Below are 21,268 nucleotides of genomic sequence, written 5' to 3'. Positions count from 1 at the left end.
ACGAAATTCTTCATTAAATTTTGGGAAAACTGATAAAGAATATTTGCTATTTGCCTATTTACCATTCAATATAAATAGCAGCGAAATAAATATGGAGGCAACAAATATGTTGAAAAAACAGGTGGAGAAGTATATAACAACTCTGAAGGATCCAGTTGAATTACATACTGAAGAAAAAGAATATGCACAACGTCATGGACTGCTTCAAGAAGTTGAAGTAAAAGAATTAGATTCAGATGTTCGTTTTGCGGATGCTTATGTTGAAAGAGGCAACAAAGAAACCGAGGAGTTCCTGGGTGAGGAATCATTTGAGTTCCTGAATCAGCCAATTGGTTATTTTAAAGAGCGAAAAAATGAATTTATGTATTTGGAATCCAAATGGTTCGACCTGATCGGTGTTGATGCCGTGAGCCTGGAAAAAGATGATGTGTTCGGAACATATGATGTCATGCTGGGACTTAAGCTTCAGAAGAAATATGGTTCTGGCATCAAGAAATACCTGGAGGAGAACCTCCATGGTGAAGGGTCTAGGTATAATTTGATGTTTGATGCCAATGAAGGTGTATGGAGCCTGAATTTCCCGTTGAATGGACTGGATGGATACAATGAGGATTTATCTGTTGGCGAGGCTTATACCCTCATTTACGGTTTCCTGTTCGGGCTGGCAGAGTCAGTTGAAAACAAGCAATAATCTGGCGCCTATTTGGCGCTTTTTTAATACTTTAGCATGGTATCATACTACTATATTAGAATAGTAAAATTTACCATATGTGTTGACAATGGCATTAAGGAAACATAAAATTAATATAAGTTATTAGTCAATAGTTAAAATTCAGAAAACGGGGTTAGTCATGAGCAAAATTGCGATTGGGAAAACAGCGGTCCTGCTTGCGTCTTTTACAGAGGAAGAAATGGCTTTCTTTCAGGATAGTTTAAAAGATGTAAGCTATTGCCTTGGCAAAGTAGGATCGATGAACATGCAAAAAGTTATTTCCGCAGTGGAAACAGCTGCCAAACGCCATGGCCTCATACATCCCAAATTATACCGTGAAACCCATGCACTATACCATGCGATCATGGAAGGGATGGAGGGGGTCACGCGAGGTCATTTATCCATTGGAGAAATGAGCCGCACTGTAGGTCTTCGCTTTGCCGTTGTCCGTGGAACACCTTTTACAGCTGAAGATGAAGGAGAATGGATTGCAGTCGCATTTTATGGAACGATTGGCGCTCCTGTAAAAGGATCTGAACACGAAACGGTTGGTTTAGGAATCAATCATATATAAAGTTACATTGCCTATAGTCCACTAGTCAGTAGGAGGCGATGATGGTTTAAGTATGCCATTGTCGTCTCCTTTTTATTTTATCCACATATTTGGAGGTTGCGAGAATGGTTGTTTTAACTGGTGCAACGTTAACTTTGGAGCAAATCAGGCAGGTTTGCTATCTTGACGAGGTAGTCGCTATCAGTCCTGATAGTATGAAGAAGGTTGTTGAAAGCAGGGAAGCAGTAGAGAAAATCGTTGCCGACAAGCGTACGATTTATGGCATCAATACAGGATTCGGCAAATTCAGTGATGTCATCATTAATGAACAGGATGTCAATGCATTGCAGCTAAACCTGATCAGGTCACATGCATGCGGTGTAGGAGAACCATTTCCCGAAGTCGTTTCACGTGCCATGGTCCTACTCAGGCTTAATGCGTTGATTAAAGGGTTTTCCGGGATCAGGCCGGTAATCGCTGAGAGGCTGAAGGAATTGCTTAACCTGCAGATCCATCCGGTTGTCCCGCAGCAAGGCTCACTTGGCGCTTCGGGTGATTTAGCGCCACTGTCGCATCTGGCGCTGGTACTGTTAGGTGAGGGCAAAGTGTTTTATGAGGGAAGGGTTTGTGCAACAGAAGAGGCATATAACAAAGAGGGTCTTGAGCCCATTGTATTACAGGCAAAAGAAGGTCTTGCCCTCATTAATGGGACCCAGGCAATGACGGCAATGGGTGTTGTCAACTGGATTGAAGCAAATGATCTGGCAAATCAATCAGAATGGATTGCCGCTCTTACAATGGAAGGTCTAGAAGGTGTCATTGATGCATTCCATCCCGCGATTCATGAAGTGCGCGGCTACCAGCAGCAAATGGATGTAGCGGAGCGCATGAGAAATTTACTGGCTGGCAGCAACCTTACGACTCGCCAGGGCGAAAAAAGGGTCCAGGACGCTTATTCATTAAGATGTATTCCTCAGGTACATGGAGCTTCATGGCAAGCTCTTGATTATGTAAAAGAAAAGCTAGAGATCGAAATGAATGCAGCTACGGATAATCCGCTTATTTTTGACGGGGGAGAAACCGTCATTTCGGGAGGCAATTTCCACGGACAGCCTATTGCAATCGCGATGGATTTTATGAAAATAGCTGTTGCTGAATTTGCCAGTATCTCTGAAAGAAGGATTGAAAGACTGGTAAACCCACAATTAAATGATCTGCCCCCTTTCTTAAGTCCACAACCGGGACTCCAATCTGGTGCGATGATCATGCAATACAGTGCTGCGTCACTAGTTTCTGAAAATAAGACCCTTGCTCATCCTGCAAGTGTGGATTCCATCCCATCCTCTGCCAATCAGGAGGATCATGTGAGCATGGGAACGATTGCTGCCCGACATGCACACAGTATCATACAGAACGTCAGACGTGTTTTGGCAATTGAATGTATTTGTGCCCTGCAGGCAGTCCAATATCGTGGTGTAGAAAAAATGGCACCTAAAACAAGGAGCTTCTATGAGGAAGCAAGAAAAATAGTTCCTTCTATTACTGAGGACCGAATTTTCTCTGAAGATATCGAAAGACTTGCAGAATGGCTAAAAAAAAATAGACGCCAGTGGACAGCTATAAAAAGTCAGGAAAGCCTGGTTTAAAAACTTAAAAATTAAGGAGTGTGGAAACAATGGCAATCGAAGCAAAGCGAAATATTAAAGCAAAAAAGGGTCTTGAACTGGAATGTAAAGGATGGGAGCAAGAAGCGGCATTGAGGATGCTTTATAACAATCTTGATCCAGAGGTCGCAGAAAAGCCGGAGGAATTAGTTGTATACGGCGGGATTGGCAAAGCAGCGCGGAACTGGGAGGCATTCGATGCAATTGTTGATACGCTGCGCAGGCTGGAAAATGATGAGACAATGCTCGTCCAGTCAGGCAAACCGGTTGCTGTATTCAAAACGCACAAGGCTGCACCAAGAGTGTTGATATCGAACTCCGTATTAGTTCCTAAATGGGCGAATTGGGACCATTTTCACGAACTCGATAAAAAAGGCTTGATGATGTACGGGCAAATGACTGCAGGGAGCTGGATTTACATTGGATCTCAGGGAATCCTGCAGGGAACATATGAAACATTTGCCGAGGTTGCGAGACAGCACTTTGGAGGAACATTGAAAAATACTATTACATTGACAGCTGGATTGGGAGGCATGGGTGGAGCACAGCCTCTCGCGGTCACGATGAACGATGGGGTGTGTATAGCAGTTGAAGTCGACCCAGAACGGATCAAAAAGCGAATTGATACCCGATATTGCGACCGGATGACACATTCAATCGATGAAGCCATTGAGTGGGCAAAAGAAGCCAAGCATAAAGGCGAAGCCCTATCAATCGGTCTGGTCGGAAATGCGGCCGAAATACATCTTGAATTATTGTCCAGGAATTTTAAAGTTGATATCGTAACAGACCAGACTTCTGCACATGACCCGCTAAATGGATATATTCCGGTTGGTCTTACTTTGGAAGAAGCAGCTAAACTTCGTGTGGAAAATCCTGAAGAGTATGTAAAGCAATCATCTTTCTCAATGGCTAAGCACGTCGCATCCATGCTGGAATTCCAGCGGAGAGGTGCAGTGACCTTTGATTACGGCAATAATATCCGTCAGGTTGCCAAGGATCATGGGGAGGAGCATGCTTTCGATTTCCCTGGTTTTGTTCCTGCATATATCAGGCCACTGTTCTGTGAAGGAAAAGGACCATTCCGCTGGGCAGCTTTATCAGGAGACCCGGCTGATATCCACCGGACAGATCAACTGATCAAGGAGCTTTTTCCGGAAAATGAAGCCCTTCAGCGCTGGATTGACATGGCCCAGGAAAAAGTGGAATTCCAGGGTCTGCCTTCAAGGATTTGCTGGCTTGGCTATGGTGAGCGAGTGAAAATGGGATTGGCCATCAATGAACTCGTTCGAAAAGGTGAACTGAAAGCGCCGATCGTAATTGGACGCGACCATTTAGATAGTGGATCCGTTGCTTCTCCCAATCGTGAAACAGAAGCAATGAAAGACGGAAGCGACGCTGTCGGCGACTGGGCAATTCTCAATGCACTAGTCAATGTCGCGGCTGGGGGCTCCTGGATCTCTGTCCATCATGGCGGCGGAGTAGGGATGGGATATTCCCTTCACGCAGGAATGGTCGTAGTGGCAGATGGCACAGATCTTGCTGAAGAGAGACTTAGAAGAGTACTGACTTCAGACCCAGGCATGGGAGTAGCCCGCCACGCAGATGCAGGCTATGATAAAGCCATTGAAACAGCGAAAGAAAAAGGCGTCGACATCCCGATGCTCCCTTAAAATGTAAAGAGACGGTGTTTGGATAGAAATCAAACATGGCCCGTTTTGATATCACTTAAACTATGGAACTGGAATATAGAAAGAAAGGGTGGAGACGATTGACATACGATTTATTAGTACACAATATCGGCCAGCTTATTTTACCCAAAAGCTCTGATAAGCCATTGAAGGGGCAAGATATGAAAGAGTTGAACATCATTGAAAACGCAGCAATGGGAATCAAGGATCGGAAATTAGCCTGGCTTGGATCGAATGCTGAAGCAGAATCACTAAAGGTTTCCGAAAGGATTGACGCCAAGGGAAAGGTTGTATCCCCAGGTCTTGTTGATCCTCATACTCATCTGGTGTTTGGGGGATCTCGTGAGCATGAACTTTCGTTGAAGCAAGCTGGAGTACCTTACTTAGAGATTCTTGCACAGGGAGGCGGGATTTTATCGACTGTAGGATCCACTAAAAAAGCCACAGAGGAAGAATTGTTTGAAAAAGCATCCTTCCATCTGGAGAGAATGATTTCCTACGGAGTTACGACCCTGGAAGCTAAAAGCGGATATGGCCTGGATGCTGATACAGAGCTCAAGCAGCTTAGGGTGGTTCAAAAATTAAAAGAAAAATACCCTGTATCTGTTGTTTCGACATTCCTTGGCGCCCACGCTGTTCCTCCCGGTTTTAAAGGGAAAGAGGACGAATTCCTGGAAGAAATGTCCCGGCTTTTTGATGATATTAAGGAAGGCCAACTTGCTGAATTCGTGGATATATTTTGCGAGACAGGTGTATTTACCATCGAACAATCAAGGGTATTTTTACAACAGGCAAAGGAAAAAGGATTTGGCTTGAAAATCCACGCTGATGAAATTGACCCGCTAGGCGGTACTGAACTTGCCGTTTCATTAGGGGCAGCAAGTGCAGACCATCTGGTTGCAGCCTCTGATGAAGGGATTAGACAGCTAAGCGAAGGAAATACAGTAGCTGTTCTTCTGCCTGGAACGACATTTTACCTGGGGAAGGACCATTACGCCCGTGCAAGAAAGATGATTGATGAGGGGGCGGCAGTCGCTTTGGCTACAGATTTCAACCCGGGTAGCTGTGTTACAGAGAACCTGCAGATGATTATGTCACTGGCTGCCTTAAAGCTTAAAATGTCAGCGGAAGAAATCTGGAATGCGGTCACAGTCAATGCTGCCCATGCAATCGGAAAAGCCTCCGAGGCAGGGACATTAGAAGAAGGCCGCTCTGCTGATTTCGTCATCTGGGATGTGCCTAACTATAAATATATCCCGTACCACTTTGGTGTGAACCACGCACAAAGTGTTTACCATTCGGGTAAAAAACTTTGGGAAAGGACAGCTTATGGTGAAATTCAGTTATCTCCAGCCAGGTAAGCCTGCGGTTTTCAAGGACCGGTTTGTCACAAAGGTCAATGAGTGTCTTATACCTTATTCTGAAGGGGAAAAAGGGGAGATCGGCTTAATCGGTCTTCCATTCTCTAAAACATCCATTTCTTTATCACAGGCTTCAGATGCACCGAAAACAATCAGGGCAAGCATGAGTTCATTCTCCACTTTTTCAGGTGAAAAAGAGAAAGATTACAAGGGTGTTAGAATCATTGACTTTGGCGATGTGCAGACCCATCCAACTGATTTGGAGGAATCCATCGAGAGACTGCATGTCAGTGTCAGGGAAATGCTTGAAAAGAACGCCTGTCAACGATATATCATGCTTGGCGGAGACCATGGGGTCAGCTATCCTTCCATACGCGCTTTCAAGGAACATTACGGCGAAGTAGGGGTTATTCAATGGGATGCCCATCATGATGTAAGGAACCTTGATGATGGCGGACGGACAAATGGCACACCATTCCGAAGTCTTATTGATGGCGGTCACTTAAAAGGTGAGAACCTTGTCCAAATTGGGATCCGTGACTATGCGAATGCTGAGGAATATCATGAATTTACAAAAGAAAAAGGGATTTCCGTCTATACGATGGAGGATGTAGAGATGACAGGTATCATCCCTATTTTAAAAAAAGAATTGAAAAGATTATCTGAATTAGTAGATATAATTTACTTATCTGTTGATATGGACGTCGTTGACCAGGCTTTCGCGCCAGGTTGCCCGGCTATCGGTCCAGGCGGGATTACTAGCAGGGAATTACTTGCAAGTATTACAGCTGCTGCTTCAAATGAAAAAGTGAAGGCGATGGATATAGTAGAGATAGATCCTTCGAAAGACTTCCGGGATATGACAAGCCGGCTGGCAGCCGCCGCTATGATTCGTTTTATGTATAACTGACATGCAAATCGAACAGCCTGCAGAATTCTTGTCTGCAGGCTGAACTTTATCTAGGTCAAACATCTTGGTTTAAAGGATATCTAGCTTTGCTACCAAGGTAACCAGGATCTGAAGGAGCGCCTGAATGTTCACAGCGATATCTGTATCAGTTGTCTTGACTTCAACATGTTTGGAACCTTCAATAATTGTTTTTTGTGTATTTCTCTGTTTAGTCTTGATTACTTGTTTGATTTCATTGACAACGGCTTTGCTTTTATCAGAATCCCCAATCGCGATGCTGATGACAGCAGCAATTGCAGCCTGGAGGCCCAGTTGCAAGGAGATAGCTGCCTGAGTATCAGTTGTATGAACATCGATGCATTCTGAATCCTTGATAATGATCCATTCGAAAGACTGTTGCTTTGTGATTAGCTTTTGATCAGCCTCCTGAGCCACATCTGCTTCTTTTCCTTTTCCAGTATCACAATGGTCCAACGCTCTCCATTTTTTTTCATTGCTCATCTTTTTCACCTCTTTCAAGATTAGTAGGTTACAGAATGTCCAATTCAGCAACGAGGGCAACAAGAACCTGCAGTAATGCTTGAACATTTACTGCTACATCTGTATCAGTTGTTGTAACGTTGACATCTTTGGAATTGTTGATAATGATTTTTTGCGTGTTCGATTGTTCAGTTCCCATTTCCTGAATTAGCTGCTGGGAGACGTATTGTCCTTGGTCAGAGTCTCCAATTGTAATGCTGATGACTAACGCGATGGCTAATTGCAGGGCAACCTGCAATGATACCGCTGCTTGTGTGTCAGTAGTATGAACCTTGATGTTACAAGAGTCTTTAATCCAAATTAATTCATCAGAGTCCTGCTCCGTATACTCTAACTGGACTGCCTCCTGCTCAACATCTGCTTTTTTCTTGCAGCTTTTACCAGAATGGTGCGGGTTGTGATTATGGTAATAGTTTGACATTGCTTTCACTCCTTTTAATCTAGTATGGAATATCTTATTACTGAAGCCTCTCAATAGCTTGTGTATATAACCTAAATAGAGTCCATTTTTAAAAAAATAGACACCCATCTATAGGGTGTCTGGGGGTTAGTCTATTAATTCTGGCCCGGTTCTTTGTTAGAATTGCTGTTAACGAATGACTCCACTTGCTTGCTTAGATCTTCAACTAATTCTTTGATAGCCTGTTTTTTATCATCAGTGATCTTATCTTTAATATCCTTTTTGCTGATTCCGTTTTTCTGCAGAATGTCCGTTACAAATAAATCAACAAGGCTATTGGGGATGGGATTTGATTTTTTCGGATGTTCACTCACGTTCTTCACTCCCTATACATTATTTCGTCTTATTAAGATATGATTTCAAAGGAATAATGGACAGGGCGGATATCTAAACTTTGCGACATTTAGACATGAATAGGCAGAAAAGCAATTGTCCAATTTTCGTTGCTTGAACTATTTTGTTTTTAAAGTTAGAGTTATTTTATACATATTAAAAGAGGGTGTCGGCATTTGAGCAAGAGGTATTTTACCATTGGAATGGCAGGTCATATTGACCACGGGAAGACGTCGCTGACCAAGGCGTTGACAAACGTGGATACGGATCGCCTGAAAGAAGAAAAAGAGCGGCAAATTTCAATTGAACTTGGCTTTGCGCCATTATATGAAGATGAGGAGCTGCAAATTTCTGTTGTTGATGTGCCTGGACATGAGCGGTTCATCCGCCAGATGATTGCCGGCGTTGCGGGAATTGACCTTGTAGTACTGGTGGTTGCTGCGGATGAAGGTGTCATGCCACAAACAAAGGAACATCTGGATATACTAGGCTTCCTCGGAATTCGTTCTGGTATTATTGCAATCACAAAGATTGACAGGGTGGAAGAAGAGTTCATAGAACTTGTGAAAGATGATATTTTAAGTGAGCTTGAAGGCTCAGTCTTTGAGAATGCGCCTTTTATGATGGTCGATAGTCTATCTAAAAAAGGAATACAAGAATTAAAAGAGTTGATCATAGAAACGCTGAAAGAGCAAGAAATGCGTGATGCCAAGGGAGCCTTCCGCCTGCCAATTGACCAGGTATTTACGGTTAAAGGACAAGGCACCGTAGTCAGAGGCACTGTTTATGAGGGGACAGTTGAAGAGGGACAGCTTTTAAAAGTCATGCCGTCCGGAGTTGAAGTGAGAGCACGTCAGCTGCAGGTGCATCATCAGCCAGCAAAGTCAGCTTACGCAGGGCAGAGAGCAGCCATCAATCTAACGGGCGTTTCGAAGGATGATCTCGAACGGGGCGAGGTCCTTGTTTCCTCTGAAAATTTTATCGTAACGAATACGATTGATGTCGCAATCAGGGTTGTCGAGGACCTCGAGCATTTAGTAAAACAAAGGACGCCAATTAAGTGCCATATCGGTACCGCCGAAGTAATGGGCCGGATTGTCTTTTTTGACCGGAATGAGCTAAAAGAGGACAACGGGGAGATACTTTGTCAGCTCCGTCTGGATGAAAAAATCGTCACGAAGCGTGGGGACCGGTTCATCGTCCGCAGGCCAAGTCCGCAGGAAACGATTGGCGGCGGTTGGGTAATTGACCCGCGCGGAAATAAATATCGATTTGGTCAGCAGACAATAGAAGAGCTGGAGAAAAAGAAGGCAGGCACACCGATTGAACGTATAAATGCTGCTTTATATGAAGCGAAGAGTTTATCTGTTGAAGAACTGATAAAGCGAACTGCTCTGGATGAAGGATCGATTTTGGCCAATCTGAACGATGATCAGTTTGTTCAGATTTCGAATAAGGAATATGCCCTTATCTCAGTTGTTGAACTCATTGAAGAGGATATCAAGGACCGGCTGGAAGATTACCATCAGGAAAACCCAATGAGAACAGGGATTAATAAAGCAGAGCTGCTTCAGTCACTGCAAAAATCATTTTCTAAAACTTTGCTTGAATTCATTATTGAAAATGGCATCAACAAGGGCTTATTTGTCAGGAAGGAACAGTATATTTACCTGGCAAGCTTCGTGCCTCATGTCCCTAAAAACTGGGTGAAGCGGACAGAGAATATGCTTAATGAACTTAAGGCAGATGGACTGAAGGTTGCTTATCTGAATGATTATATAAAAAATGCCGGCATCCCGGACTCCATAGCAGTTGAGTTGAAACGCTTCCTTGAAGACCAGGGTGAAATTGTCCCCCTAGATGATCAATATGCCTGGTACGGCACTCATTTTGCTGATGCGGTTGATAAGCTAAGAAAACGTACAGGAGATGAATTTGAAGTACCCCAGGCTAAGGAAGCAGTGGAGTTATCGCGGAAATACATGATTCCTTTCCTGGAGCGTCTCGATACACTCGGGTACACAAGAAGAGTCGAGAACAAGAGGGTTTGGAGGAAATAACCCTATCAAATGGATTATTGAAAGGTGCAGTTCTTGCACATATTCCAAAACATAGTTATAGGCTTCTGGCAAATTAGAAGAAATGTCAACGGGGTTTTGTCCGAACAAGGGTGAACTTCGGACAAATTAGAAGGAATGCAACGGGGTTTTGTCCGAACAAGGGTGAACTTCGGACAAATTGGAAGAAAATCAACGGGGTTTTGTCCGAACACCGGTGAACTTGGGACAAATGAGAAGGAATGCAACGGGGTTTTGTCCGAACAGGGGTAGACTTCGGACAAATTAGAAGGAATGCAACGGGATATTGTCCGAACATGAGTGTGCTTCGGACAAATTAGAAGAAAACCAAGAGGATTTTGTCTGAACAAGGGTGTACTTCGGACAAATTAGAAGGAAACAAACGGGATATTGTCCGAACCCAAGTATACTTCGGACAAATTAGAAGAAAACACACGGGATATTGTCTGAACAGGGGTAGACTTCGGACAAATTAGAAGAAAACCAACGGGATATTGTCTGAACAAGGGTGTACTTCGGACAAATTAGAAGAAAACCAACGGGATATTGTCCGAACAGGAGTGTACTTCGGACAAATTAGAAGAAAACCAAAGGGATATTGTCCGAACCCAAGTATACTTCGGACAAATTAGAAGAAAACACACGGGATATTGTCTGAACAGGGGTAGACTTCGGACAAATTAAGAGGAAACCAACAGGATTTTGTCTGAACATGAGTAGCCTTCGGACAAATTAGAAGGAATGCAACAGGATATTGTCCGAAAACCGAGAGTATCCTTCGTACAGATTCCATAATCAATCAAAAACAGCAGTTTCCAGGGGAATCTGCTGTTTTTCTTCTCAAAACTGTTTACATAATATTATTATTTAACTCTCTGTAGATTTAACTTGCAATGGAGGTGGAACCAGCCATCCTTTAGTTTTATTCAATTTAAGCATCTTAGCCCCGAATTGTGCTTTAGCCATATGGAACTGGCCATACATTAAAGCAATATCTTCCCTGATGGATTGGCCAATCATTGCGCTCGCAGCTACCAATCCTTCAGCAACATCCTTTGAAACAGCAGCAGCAATCTCAGGGTCACTGAATCTTGCTCCTGGTGGAATATCTTCCAGGTGAGCAACTGGGCGTTCTGGAGGTGCAGGAGGAAGACCGATTCCGTTAGATTTAAGCAATTCCTCAACCTGCTTGTTTTCTTCCTGCATTGCTTCAATAGCTTCTTGAACTAGTTTTTTAAGGTCCTCATCACCTATATGATTGATGAATGTCTGATATCCTGCAATCAGTCCATGATTGACCGATAGATGGCTCCACGTACCATATACTTCACCATAATGCATTGGTTCATCTTTAGGATTCCCGCTTAAAATTCCCATGATCGCACTCCTTATCGTTTCTATATTCATGTATTTTCTCCTTATGAAAGGAAGTTGGTCCATTGATTATTTTACATAGTTCTGATGCATTCATACTTATAACTTTATGGAATATAAAGGAAAGGATAATTTTAAGGACGAATTACATAATCAGAGGAAATCTAGTTCTGGGACCCTTGTTTGGTGTATTAAAGAGTTCGAATGTTTAGTGAATCAAGCTCTATTTTTAAATGGTTATGTTACAGTAAAAGTAAAGGGTGATTCTTTGAATAAATTAGTTTTTGCAATTATTTTAGCAACAGGCTTGTTTATTGCTGGATGCACTGATGATCAGGCAAATGACATCGAACAAGACCAAAAGACGATTGAAGAGGCAATGTTGGACAGTGGAATCGATACTGACAACATCATCTATACTGAAAAAATAAAGGGTGAGGATGCTTTTTCTATTTACCAAATAACAAATGGGTATGGCATCATTAATTATGCAAATACAAATAAAGGGTGGCAATACAGAGGGGCATCTGGTTTTAAACAGTCAGCATCCGGAAAACCCGAGCCTGTAACCTTTGGAACTGCAACATGGTTAATGGGGGACTACTCTTCAAAAGGAGATAATACATACAAGACAGTATTCATCGGAGAAATTCATGAAGCGGAAATTTCTAAGGTCATTTTAGAAGTCAATCATGGAAAGTATAATGCAAAAATTTTAACTAACGATAATAGGAAGTTCTGGACTCATTTATCAGATGTTGAAGATGCCCAAAGCGTTATTTCAAAGATCTCAGGATATTCATCTGACGGGAAATTAATTTATGAAAATTATCTTAACTTACCTGAATGAGAAAGAGCTTGGTTATTCCAAGCTCCAAATCATTCCCCGTAAAAACCTTCGTATATTTTAGTAATATCATCTCTTAACTTCTCAACCTGTACAATCCGGGCTTCTCTTAAATATTCACGTCCATCTGCATAGAGGACAAGGACGGGAACTGTGAAGGCCATCAGGAATCCGGCTATTTCTTCGACCTTGCCAGCATTTACTAAGCCGGTTTCGATTTTAGGGAAATCTTTCATCACTTCCTCAACCTGAGGAAGCAGACCATGGCAGACGCTTCAACTGTCGGTCAATACATAAATAAAGCTTAATTCATTGTCACTGATCAAGCTTTTAACTTCATCCATTGTTGTTAGTTCTCTCATTAAATATACCTCCTTATCTTATTGATACCCATTTAAAAATAGAATAGCCTTATGCATAGTAATCATACTATAAAAAGGGTAATGGGTATAATAAGGAGGGGTGATAGAATGGGCAATCCATGGAATGAACGTTTTGGGTCTGAACTATATGTGTATGGTGAGGAACCAAACCTATTTATAAAGAATCAGGCAAACAGGCTGGATAAGGGGTGGAAGGTTGTATGTTTCGCGGAAGGAGAAGGCAGGAATGCTGTCTACCTTGCGAAACAAGGTCTAGATGTCACAGCTTATGACTATGCGCTGAATGGATTAAAGAAAACTGAAGCCTTGGCTGAAAACAATGGAGTGAAAATCAAGACTGAACAGAAGGATTTAATTCAAGATTCAGTCCCAAGTGCTGAATTCGACGCAGCGATCATGGTTTTTGGCCATTTTGCTAAACATGACCAAAAGACTGTGTTTGATAAATTAGTATCGGCTGTAAAACCAGGTGGCATAGTGATGCTTGAAGTATATTCAGAGGACCAGGTCCAATATGGAACAGGTGGGCCAAAAACAGTAGAAATGCTTTACGATCCAGCAGACCTGTTACAATGGCTGAAGGGATATAAAGTATTGCATTTCTTCTACGGAGAACAGGAACGAATTGAAGGTCAATTGCATACCGGGACCGGTCATGTGATCCAGGTTATTTTGGAAAAGTAAAGCATTGTATATTCAGCGATTCTTCTGAAAAGAAGGTCGCTTTTTTCTGTTTTTGCAAGGATTTTCCAAGTGTTTGTCGAATTAATATCAGAGATAAATTGAGAGGACAAAGGCGATGAAATTTAAAACAGAGAGGGTAAAACAGACAGTTTTTGGAGGGCGTTTATGAAAGAAACAATCCATAGTTATGAGGATTTATTAACCATGTTAGATCATCTTCTGAAAGAAGAGAGTGAATTTAATTGGGACTATTTTTACTCTGATCGAGAAAAGAAAGTTCCTTTTTTTGAAAATCATCCCGATGAGAACTTAGTGGAATATGTTGAAACGGAGAGAATTAAGGCGGGAAAAGCGTTGGAATTAGGCTGTGGACCCGGAAGGAATGCAATTTATCTGTCCAGGAATGACTTTCATGTGGATGCTGTCGACAAATCAGAAGAAGGATTGGGATGGGCTGAAGAGAGGGCAAAAGAACAAGGGGTCCACGTGAATTTTATTCAACGCAATATTTTTGATTTGGATATTGAAGAAGGTACATACGATCTTGTTTATGATTCTGGCTGCTTTCATCATATCCCTCCTCATAGGAGAATGAGTTATATTGATTTGGTAAAGAGAGCTTTAAAGCCTGGTGGTTTCTTCGCGCTAACCTGTTTTGTTCTGGGAGGAGAGCTTGGCGGGTGCGCTATTTCCGATTGGGAGGTCTATAGAGGCAGAAGCATGAGAGGCGGTTTAGGTTTTACGGATGAAAAACTTAAGGAGATTTTTCACGACTTTAAAGCAGTCGAAATCCGGAAAATGAGAGACATGGAGCCTAAATCTTCTCAATTTGGAACCTCTGCATTATTAGCTGCAATATTCAAAAAAGAAATAATGGAGTGAGTGAGTTGGGATATATTAGCGAGTTAAGAAAACTAGTGGGCCACAGGCCGCTTATTTTGCCAGGAGCTGTTGTTCTTGTTTTTAACAATAAAGGTCAATTACTTCTTCAGCAAAGAAGTGACGGAGGATGGGGTCTTCCAGGAGGATTGATGGAACTAGGAGAGAGCCTCGAAGAAACTGCAAGAAGAGAAGTAAAAGAAGAAACGGGACTCGACATTGGAGAACTGAAGCTTGAGGGTGTAATATCAGGTGCAGAATATTATTTAAAAGTAGCCAATGGCGACGAACTGTACTCAGTGACTACAGTCTATTCCACAAATGAATATGTCGGGGAACTAGAGATAGATGAACTAGAATCAATCGATCTTCAATTCTTTAGCTTGGATCAATTGCCTGAAGACTTGCAAAAAAGTTACATGGATTATATAAAACATTATCTTCAAAATAACGCCATAGAATAGTGAAGAAGATTTGTGGCTCATTGTCCCGAAGTGGAGAAAGGCAATTAAAAGAGGTGTTCAAATGATCGCTGAACAAAAATGGGAAGATTTCTATTGTGATGAAGTATTATCAGGTAAAACCCCGGTTGAAAAGTTATTTGAAACGGAGCAGACTCTCGCGTTTTATCACACTCGGCCATATTATGAGGTACATATTATTGTCATTCCCAAAAAACATATTTTATCCTTTTTAACAGTATCCAGTGAGGAAAATGATATTTTGATTGATGTGCTTCAAGTTGTGAAGCAGATTGCCTCTAAGCTTGAAAAGGATTGGGGCCTGCACGATTTCGACTAACATTGGAAACTATCAGAGCAATAAACATATGCACTGGCATGTTCATTTCGGTGCGAGAATACGTGACGAACAAGGGCGGTTGCTTCATGATCACCAGGCAAAATAATGGATTTGAATTAATAGATTTCATCGAAATGAATGAAATGGAAATGAACAAGTATCACCCGCTGGCAGGCTCTCATGCGATAATCGAGATAAAGGGCGGTTATCTCCTAGGTTTTAATAGCTTGAGGCAACAATGGGAAGTACCGGCTGGCAAAAGGGAGAAAGATGAAACACCTTTGGAGTACGCTCAAAGAAAACTGCTTGAAGAAACTGGACAGTTTGTTGAAGACCTTGAATTTATTGGATTGGCAAGGGTGAGGAATCTCCAAAATGAAACTGAAAAGTTTAATCCGATATATTACTCGTCAGTTGATTCTTTACTCCCTTTCCAAGAGAACGAAGAAATGACCGAAATAAGACTTTGGGATTTAATAGAAACTATACACATCGATCAAGTAGATTTGGCAATATTAGACTATGTTAGTCTATTAAAGTTGAGGGATAAAAAGTGAAAAATAAAATTAACTTTCGTCAGGCACTATTCACAGGTTTTTTGGTCGCTACAATCATGACGTTTGTGCGTAATATGTTTGATTGGGAAAATGGAATCTACTACGGTATTTTTGCTTTCATTGTTACTTTAGCTGTTGCCTTTATCTCACAGAAACTGATTAAAGACTAATCAAAAAAGGACTTATGCCTAAGTCCTTTTTTGTACTGCTATAATTTTGTGCATTTGAAAATAATCGTCGTCGGTACTGACTCAACTTTAGCCTTGTTATACCATCTGTTATGATCCCGGCTTATCAATTCGTCAGTGATTCGTACTTCTTCCACCATTTTCACAATCTTAAAACCTGTAGCGACAAGTGAATTAATGTATGTACTTACTTTGTACTGCTGCATGATAGCAGGGTGGTTCCAAGCCTGATGATCATAGGGGCCTTCTTCGTGGTACGATTTATTAAATGATAGGCCATCCTCTGTATTTTGGATCCGGCTGTATAAGGGATGTTCCCAGCTGAAAATGAATGTTCCGCCTGGCTTTAAATAAAGATGGACATTCTTAAGTGTCTGTTCCAGATTCGTCGTCCAACCAAGAGCGAAAATCGAGTAGACGATATCAAAATAGGAATGGGGTAAGCCAGGGTCCAGTTCCATAGGTGATTGGAATAATTGAACCTTTGTATCTTTTAGTAATTCCTTTGCCGCTGAAATTTGTGAGTGTGAAAGGTCCAACCCCCACAGTTCAGCAGCGCCATTATCGTTCATATACATTAAAGAGTGGCCGCTTCCGCAACCAATATCGAAAACTTTTTTGCCGCTTATGTTGCCAAACATGTTAAGCTCAGTTTCCTCAGGAGCGAACGGACCGTACTCCGGCAATGCTGTTCGTCCATAAAAGCGAGGAGCGACCTCGTCCCAGCTCTTTTTATTGATTAATAGTGTGTCATTGTTCAAACTTAATACCTCCAAAACTTAATATGTTATATTTCTCTAATATCTAGAAATTTCCTTTAAAAATAATTGAAGTTGTAAGCATTAAAGGTTTGAGAATTCACTTGCCAGTTGAATTTGAAGAAGGCTTATTCTGGAAAAGCTAGGAGGTTAGATGGGGGGAAGGCTTTATGCTAGCCGCAGGTATTCATGGATTCATCCTCGCATTCGGTTTGATCCTGCCATTAGGAGTCCAAAATATATTTATATTCAATCAGGGATCGATGCACAAAAAATATAGGAGAGTATTGCCGGTTATCCTTACTGCTTCAATAAGTGACACACTCTTGATCACTTTGGCTGTGCTGGGAATATCGGTTATCGTACTGCAGGTTGCCTGGCTCAAAACAATGATTATATCAGCCGGAATACTATTTTTAATCTATATGGGTTATTTAACCTGGAAAAGTACAATCACTGAAATATCGGCTCAACAGGAGGCTTTTTCTCCAAAAAAGCAAATAATTTTTGCAGCCTCGGTTTCCCTGCTAAATCCTCATGCGATTATGGATACAATTGGAGTGATAGGAACAAGTTCGCTCAATTATGCAGGTCCGGCGAAAATTGCATTTGCGCTCGCCTGTATCTTTACATCCTGGATTTGGTTTTTTGCACTTGCCTTCATTGGCCGCCAATTGGGGAGATTAGGGAAGTCAAATGGTTTTCGCGCTGTTTTAAATAAAATATCCGCTTTGATTATGTGGGGAACAGCCATTTATTTGGCAGAACTTCTTTTTAGCCGTTAAGAGGAGTCGAGAAGGTTACATAAGCATCTTATGCAATCAATGAAGAAAAAGCGAGAAAAATAGAGTTCTTCATATTGAAAATGAAGGACTCTATTTTTATTACCGCCTCCTCCGGCGTTTAAGAGATTGGACAGTGGCTTCTAGTTCTTCCAAACGTTGATTTTTTTCTATTAACTGAAGTTTGGTTTGGTTGAATTCCTCTTTTACTTCGCTCAATTCAGCTGAAAGCTGTTCAACCTTGAGTTTTAAGCTAGTAGTGTCAGAATTCTCTTCTTTAATTTCTGACTGATTTAAAGTCCTTGAAAGTAATGATAAAGTAGTTGGATTTATAAAACTTTGTGCTGTAGTCACCAGGGAGTTTAGCGTTGCTGCACTCAATTGTTTATCCTTTGGTGCTTCAATCCTATCGGTTGCATTCGCGTTTTCTGGTAATTTCTTTAGGATTGCCTCTGTAAAATTAAGTATTTCATTTAATGACGGATCTTTTTTTAAACGGTCAATATATGGCTTTACTTCATTTTCATTCATTTAATTCATCCTTTCTATCTTTTAGTAAGAACTCCCCGGCATATACCGGTATAGCCGGAGAGACTGTAAGGGGCTTCAGGTCTAAAATCTTTCAAAGAGATTAAGCAGCACCATTTTCGACAGCAATTACTTCACCGATGCAAGTGTAAAGGACATTAGCTAAAGCATCCTGACCCAACAAAATCGCAACGACTAAAGCAAGAGCCAGCAAAAGAACGACAATCGCAGTGATCAACATCTCTTCACCCCCTTCCATAAAGAAGATAGGTAAGATCCGAACCTTACAACAACATCATATGTAAAAATATTGGACGAGCATCAGCTTGTATCATAGATTAGTGAATTCGGGCTGCCTATTTGTAAAATCAGTAGGCAATTATTTGTAAAATAACAAGGTTTCTTATATGTTGGAATTAGTAAATCAAGGAGGGATCGTAATATGTCTGAGCCAGTCGCATTAACTAAGATAACAGTGATTCAAAAAGATACTGCCAACAAAATAAGAGAGGCTTATATTGATGGTTTTAATGAGCCTTTACTATTTGGTGTCCATGGTGGAGTGAAGCAGTTCTATGGTGTTAATCCAGATGTCGAGTATCCGTCAACCCTTGATCATATTGTTTCAGCAGCGGGAGGCTGACTGGTAGGAACCCTATCTGGCGCGCTGGAGGCGCGTAAAATCCCTACTTATCCCGATAAAGTCAAAGCAAAGGTTCAGGGTACAATTGAAGCACCTGAAGGAGTATTGAAAATCACGAAAATCAACTGCCACTATGAGCTGAAGGTTCCGGCCGGAAAAAGCGAAGCTGCTGAAAGAGCTTTAAATGTTTTTGAGCAAGGATGTCCAGTTGCACAAACATTAAAGGGTTGTATCCAGTTCACACACACCTGGGAGATTGAAGAATACTAGTAAAATGAGTCCTTATCTTAAAACGTAAGGACTCATTTTTTGCTTTATAATGGATAAATAATGAACAAAAATGTGTCACACTTTTCGTTCTGTTTCGACTTATCGTATAGATGGCGGAAATGAGGTGGGGGAAATAAACGATCAATTTAAGGAACAACAGATCATGGAATGGTATGAGATATATTATAAAGATGTTTACCGGTTTATTTTTTACATGATTGGAGACCGTCAATGCTGCGAAGACTTGGTTCATGATACCTTTGTGCGCGCCTTTACGTCCTTTGAGAAATTCGAAAACAAAACGAGCGTTAAAACCTGGCTTTTTAGTATAGCAAAGCATCTCGTAATAGATGAAATACGCAGGAGAAAAAGAAAAAGGGTATTTTCATTATTTGCTAATGACCCAGAGATCCAGTCACCTTTTAACATTGAACAGTATATTGAACACAGAGAAACAATAGAGAGAACACTGGAAGCAATCCAGCAGCTTAAACCGGACTACCGGCTTGTGATTACTTTGAAAAAGGTTGAAGAGTGTTCCACTAGGGAAATCTCTGAAATCCTGGGTTGGTCGGAATCAAAAATCAGAAAGACTTTGTCTAGGGGATTAGCTGCATTAAAGAAAATGGATGTATTGGAAGGGAGCGAATACTTTGAGAAAACCTTCTGAAAGAAATTGGACTGTCATAAGATCAGTTACCCCAGGAGAAGATGAAAAAGACAGGATGAGAAGTAGAATCAGGTCATCGATTCGTGACCAAGCAGGATTAAAAGTAAAACAAAGAATCTACGGCGTCAAAAATGTAGTATTAACAGCACTATTTGTTATCATCTCCTCAGGTCTGCTGATTCAGTTGCAACAGTATTATCAATCACCTGAGGGGTCTGGACAATCTCAGACAGTTAATGAATTCAGTCTTAATTGGGATTTAGAAAGCATATATAGCGAAAAGAACAAGGAAGGTTATGCCTTTTATGAAAAAGGCAACCCTGAACAAGTAGGAATGGCTGAATTTGTAACTGATGAAGAGAAGAATAAAATCATCAATACGAGTGCTATGAATATGGCAAAAGAGATGGTGAACTTTCCTTATCCAACCTCATTATATATTGAACACGTTAAAATGATGGATGTCAGCCTCCGGTACCATTTCTTCGTCGAAGCCGGAAAAGAAACAATCCACTTTAGCTTCGATTACCCAAAGCTTGAATACGCTGAAATCTTCCAGGTCATTTCATCATTAGATTTCATCGAACCTAAGCCCTATCGGCATAAAGAGCAGCTATATGTTACCCATGGCTACGGAAATCTCCCATATCCTGTTGGGTTAAGTCCAGTAGAGTCAATAGGTGATATTGAAAAATATGTATGGGAGCAAGGGTTACCAGAACAGTTCAAAGAATATATTGATCAAATTAAATCAACGGGGATATGGAAACAGATCAACGATGGCGTTTCATCATACACATTCGAATCTGCCGATGGTTCAGAAGTAGTTGAAATCTCATTAAAAGGTAAAGAAATAACCTACCAGTATTCATATCCGGACAGAGAGGAGTAAATAGACTTTTGTAGAAGAAAAAGGTTTTTTGATAAACTGGCCGAATTTATATATATCTTGAAAAAAGGGGAATCCATGTGATTGATTTAGTTCGTGTGAAACAAGAAGAGGAACAAACTCTTCAAAATTTAATTCAATTTTATATTTACGAATTTACTGTCTTTCAGGATATCAAGCTTGAAGTGAATGGCAGCTTTGCTCCATTTGATTTGAAGCCGTATTGGTCCGAAGCCGATTTACACGCTTATTTTATTATCCACAATGGGGAGCTGGCAGGTTTTGCAATGGTCGAAAGCGGAGAACCAAATGTCATCTTAGAGTTTTTTATCATGAGGAAATTTTACCGTAGAGGATTCGGCAAAATCGCTGCATGTAAGCTGTTTGATCAATTCCCTGGAAAGTGGAGTATCACCCAGGTAGAGAAAAATGAACCAGCAAGGAACTTCTGGCGGAACGTGATAGAGGATTATACCAGCGGCAACTATGTTGAGAAGTTTGATGATTTCAATCGATCCATCCAAGAATTCAATACAGGATTAAAAGTTAAATAGTTTTATCTAAAGAATTAAAATAATGATTGCAAAATGACATAGCAGTTGTTTATAATGGTAAAAATATCTAATCGATGATGAAGAGAGTAATTATTCTTTGTTTGCTTCAGCGAGCCAGGGACGGTGGAAGCCTGGTGCATCAGAATAATGAAGCGCACT

Annotated in this window: 28 protein-coding genes and 1 other annotated feature (1 of these 29 only partly in view); of the genes, 20 read left to right on the top strand and 8 right to left on the bottom strand. The window is 41.2% G+C overall.

The features are described from left to right. Window positions 1-106 precede the first annotated feature (106 nt). The 6 genes from J7E32_RS12440 (at window position 107) to hutG (ending at window position 6,891) form a co-directional block, all read left to right on the top strand. Window positions 107-691, top strand: coding sequence for a branched-chain amino acid aminotransferase (locus J7E32_RS12440; RefSeq protein WP_214907714.1), 585 nt, complete (start codon window positions 107-109; stop codon window positions 689-691). A 160-nt stretch (window positions 692-851) separates the two neighbouring features. Then, a complete protein-coding gene (hutP, locus tag J7E32_RS12435) occupies window positions 852-1,286 on the top strand; it encodes a histidine utilization transcription antiterminator HutP (RefSeq protein WP_214907712.1) in 435 nt (144 codons plus the stop codon). A 104-nt stretch (window positions 1,287-1,390) separates the two neighbouring features. Then, window positions 1,391-2,911 carry a histidine ammonia-lyase gene (gene hutH, locus J7E32_RS12430; RefSeq protein ID WP_214907710.1) on the top strand — a complete coding sequence of 507 codons (1,521 nt, stop codon included), beginning with the start codon at window positions 1,391-1,393 and terminating at the stop codon, window positions 2,909-2,911. Window positions 2,912-2,940: 29 nt separating this feature from the next. Then, window positions 2,941-4,602, top strand: coding sequence for a urocanate hydratase (gene hutU, locus J7E32_RS12425; RefSeq protein ID WP_214907708.1), 1,662 nt, complete (start codon window positions 2,941-2,943; stop codon window positions 4,600-4,602). 98 nt (window positions 4,603-4,700) lie between these two features. After that, window positions 4,701-5,981 carry an imidazolonepropionase gene (hutI, locus tag J7E32_RS12420; RefSeq protein ID WP_286183110.1) on the top strand — a complete coding sequence of 427 codons (1,281 nt, stop codon included), beginning with the start codon at window positions 4,701-4,703 and terminating at the stop codon, window positions 5,979-5,981. Next, window positions 5,950-6,891, top strand: coding sequence for a formimidoylglutamase (gene hutG / locus J7E32_RS12415; RefSeq protein WP_214907704.1), 942 nt, complete (start codon window positions 5,950-5,952; stop codon window positions 6,889-6,891). The genes hutI and hutG overlap by 32 nt, the downstream gene beginning before the upstream one ends. Before the next feature lie 69 nt (window positions 6,892-6,960). Here the strand turns inward: hutG and J7E32_RS12410 are convergent, their stop codons facing one another. From J7E32_RS12410 to J7E32_RS12400, 3 genes are all read right to left on the bottom strand, one after another. Continuing rightward, entirely contained in the window at window positions 6,961-7,392 is a 432-nt protein-coding gene (locus J7E32_RS12410; protein ID WP_214907702.1) for a spore coat protein, read from the bottom strand. 28 nt (window positions 7,393-7,420) lie between these two features. Next, entirely contained in the window at window positions 7,421-7,852 is a 432-nt protein-coding gene (locus J7E32_RS12405) for a spore coat protein (protein WP_214907701.1), read from the bottom strand. Window positions 7,853-7,986: 134 nt separating this feature from the next. Further along, complete coding sequence (locus tag J7E32_RS12400; RefSeq protein ID WP_214907699.1) at window positions 7,987-8,205, bottom strand: spore coat protein; 219 nt, start codon at window positions 8,203-8,205, stop codon at window positions 7,987-7,989. 195 nt (window positions 8,206-8,400) lie between these two features. On the opposite strand from J7E32_RS12400, the gene selB reads away from it, so the two are divergent. Next, window positions 8,401-10,284, top strand: coding sequence for a selenocysteine-specific translation elongation factor (gene selB / locus J7E32_RS12395; protein WP_214907697.1), 1,884 nt, complete (start codon window positions 8,401-8,403; stop codon window positions 10,282-10,284). Between the two features lie 885 nt (window positions 10,285-11,169). Here selB and J7E32_RS12390 read toward each other — a convergent pair. Continuing rightward, window positions 11,170-11,679, bottom strand: a complete 510-nt coding sequence (locus J7E32_RS12390) for a DUF3231 family protein (RefSeq protein ID WP_214907741.1) — start codon at window positions 11,677-11,679, stop codon at window positions 11,170-11,172. A 106-nt stretch (window positions 11,680-11,785) separates the two neighbouring features. Here J7E32_RS12390 and J7E32_RS12385 point away from each other — a divergent pair, with 106 nt between their 5' ends. Further along, window positions 11,786-12,526: a hypothetical protein gene (locus J7E32_RS12385; protein ID WP_214907695.1), complete on the top strand. Its 741-nt coding sequence runs from the start codon at window positions 11,786-11,788 to the stop codon at window positions 12,524-12,526. A 29-nt stretch (window positions 12,527-12,555) separates the two neighbouring features. Here J7E32_RS12385 and J7E32_RS12380 read toward each other — a convergent pair whose 3' ends face one another. Next, window positions 12,556-12,759: a thioredoxin domain-containing protein gene (locus tag J7E32_RS12380; RefSeq protein WP_214907693.1), complete on the bottom strand. Its 204-nt coding sequence runs from the start codon at window positions 12,757-12,759 to the stop codon at window positions 12,556-12,558. 234 nt (window positions 12,760-12,993) lie between these two features. Here J7E32_RS12380 and J7E32_RS12375 point away from each other — a divergent pair, with 234 nt between their 5' ends. The 6 genes from J7E32_RS12375 to J7E32_RS12350 all read left to right on the top strand — a co-directional run bounded on the left by J7E32_RS12375 (window position 12,994) and on the right by J7E32_RS12350 (window position 15,997). Further along, window positions 12,994-13,590: a class I SAM-dependent methyltransferase gene (locus tag J7E32_RS12375; RefSeq protein ID WP_214907691.1), complete on the top strand. Its 597-nt coding sequence runs from the start codon at window positions 12,994-12,996 to the stop codon at window positions 13,588-13,590. 165 nt (window positions 13,591-13,755) lie between these two features. Further along, a complete protein-coding gene (locus J7E32_RS12370; RefSeq protein ID WP_214907690.1) occupies window positions 13,756-14,472 on the top strand; it encodes a class I SAM-dependent methyltransferase in 717 nt (238 codons plus the stop codon). 5 nt (window positions 14,473-14,477) lie between these two features. Further along, window positions 14,478-14,933, top strand: coding sequence for an NUDIX hydrolase (locus tag J7E32_RS12365; RefSeq protein ID WP_214907688.1), 456 nt, complete (start codon window positions 14,478-14,480; stop codon window positions 14,931-14,933). A gap of 61 nt (window positions 14,934-14,994) precedes the next feature. After that, the gene (locus J7E32_RS12360) at window positions 14,995-15,270 is read left to right on the top strand and encodes an HIT family protein (protein WP_286183105.1); all 276 of its coding nucleotides are present in this window, start codon (window positions 14,995-14,997) and stop codon (window positions 15,268-15,270) included. Between the two features lie 86 nt (window positions 15,271-15,356). Next, window positions 15,357-15,827 carry an NUDIX domain-containing protein gene (locus J7E32_RS12355; protein ID WP_214907686.1) on the top strand — a complete coding sequence of 157 codons (471 nt, stop codon included), beginning with the start codon at window positions 15,357-15,359 and terminating at the stop codon, window positions 15,825-15,827. Further along, window positions 15,824-15,997, top strand: coding sequence for a hypothetical protein (locus J7E32_RS12350; protein ID WP_214907684.1), 174 nt, complete (start codon window positions 15,824-15,826; stop codon window positions 15,995-15,997). The genes J7E32_RS12355 and J7E32_RS12350 overlap by 4 nt, the downstream gene beginning before the upstream one ends. 38 nt (window positions 15,998-16,035) lie before the next feature. On the opposite strand, the gene J7E32_RS12345 is transcribed toward J7E32_RS12350, so the two are convergent. Continuing rightward, entirely contained in the window at window positions 16,036-16,776 is a 741-nt protein-coding gene (locus J7E32_RS12345) for a class I SAM-dependent methyltransferase (protein ID WP_214907683.1), read from the bottom strand. A gap of 167 nt (window positions 16,777-16,943) precedes the next feature. On the opposite strand from J7E32_RS12345, the gene J7E32_RS12340 reads away from it, so the two are divergent. Next, on the top strand, window positions 16,944-17,558 hold the full coding sequence (locus J7E32_RS12340) for a LysE/ArgO family amino acid transporter (protein WP_214907681.1): 615 nt from the start codon (window positions 16,944-16,946) through the stop codon (window positions 17,556-17,558). Between the two features lie 99 nt (window positions 17,559-17,657). Here J7E32_RS12340 and J7E32_RS12335 read toward each other — a convergent pair whose 3' ends face one another. Next, on the bottom strand, window positions 17,658-18,086 hold the full coding sequence (locus tag J7E32_RS12335) for a hypothetical protein (RefSeq protein WP_214907679.1): 429 nt from the start codon (window positions 18,084-18,086) through the stop codon (window positions 17,658-17,660). A gap of 100 nt (window positions 18,087-18,186) precedes the next feature. After that, the gene (locus J7E32_RS12330) at window positions 18,187-18,324 is read right to left on the bottom strand and encodes a hypothetical protein (RefSeq protein WP_214907677.1); all 138 of its coding nucleotides are present in this window, start codon (window positions 18,322-18,324) and stop codon (window positions 18,187-18,189) included. Between the two features lie 201 nt (window positions 18,325-18,525). On the opposite strand from J7E32_RS12330, the gene J7E32_RS12325 reads away from it, so the two are divergent. The 5 genes from J7E32_RS12325 to J7E32_RS12305 all read left to right on the top strand — a co-directional run bounded on the left by J7E32_RS12325 (window position 18,526) and on the right by J7E32_RS12305 (window position 21,109). Continuing rightward, window positions 18,526-18,726 (top strand): hypothetical protein, encoded by a 201-nt coding sequence (locus J7E32_RS12325; protein ID WP_214907675.1) that lies wholly within the window; start codon window positions 18,526-18,528, stop codon window positions 18,724-18,726. Next, complete coding sequence (locus J7E32_RS12320) at window positions 18,727-18,996, top strand: OsmC family protein (protein ID WP_214907739.1); 270 nt, start codon at window positions 18,727-18,729, stop codon at window positions 18,994-18,996. Between the two features lie 124 nt (window positions 18,997-19,120). Continuing rightward, the gene (locus J7E32_RS12315; protein WP_353654045.1) at window positions 19,121-19,666 is read left to right on the top strand and encodes an RNA polymerase sigma factor; all 546 of its coding nucleotides are present in this window, start codon (window positions 19,121-19,123) and stop codon (window positions 19,664-19,666) included. A gap of 55 nt (window positions 19,667-19,721) precedes the next feature. After that, window positions 19,722-20,558, top strand: a complete 837-nt coding sequence (locus J7E32_RS12310) for a hypothetical protein (RefSeq protein ID WP_214907671.1) — start codon at window positions 19,722-19,724, stop codon at window positions 20,556-20,558. Window positions 20,559-20,635: 77 nt separating this feature from the next. After that, a complete protein-coding gene (locus J7E32_RS12305; protein WP_214907669.1) occupies window positions 20,636-21,109 on the top strand; it encodes a GNAT family N-acetyltransferase in 474 nt (157 codons plus the stop codon). A gap of 65 nt (window positions 21,110-21,174) precedes the next feature. After that, window positions 21,175-21,268, top strand: a binding site (T-box leader) (it continues 120 nt past the right edge of the window).

Source organism: Bacillus sp. ISL-55 (assembly GCF_018613155.1).
GTDB lineage: Bacteria > Bacillota > Bacilli > Bacillales > Cytobacillaceae > Mesobacillus.
This window is presented reverse-complemented; position numbering and strand designations above follow the sequence as displayed.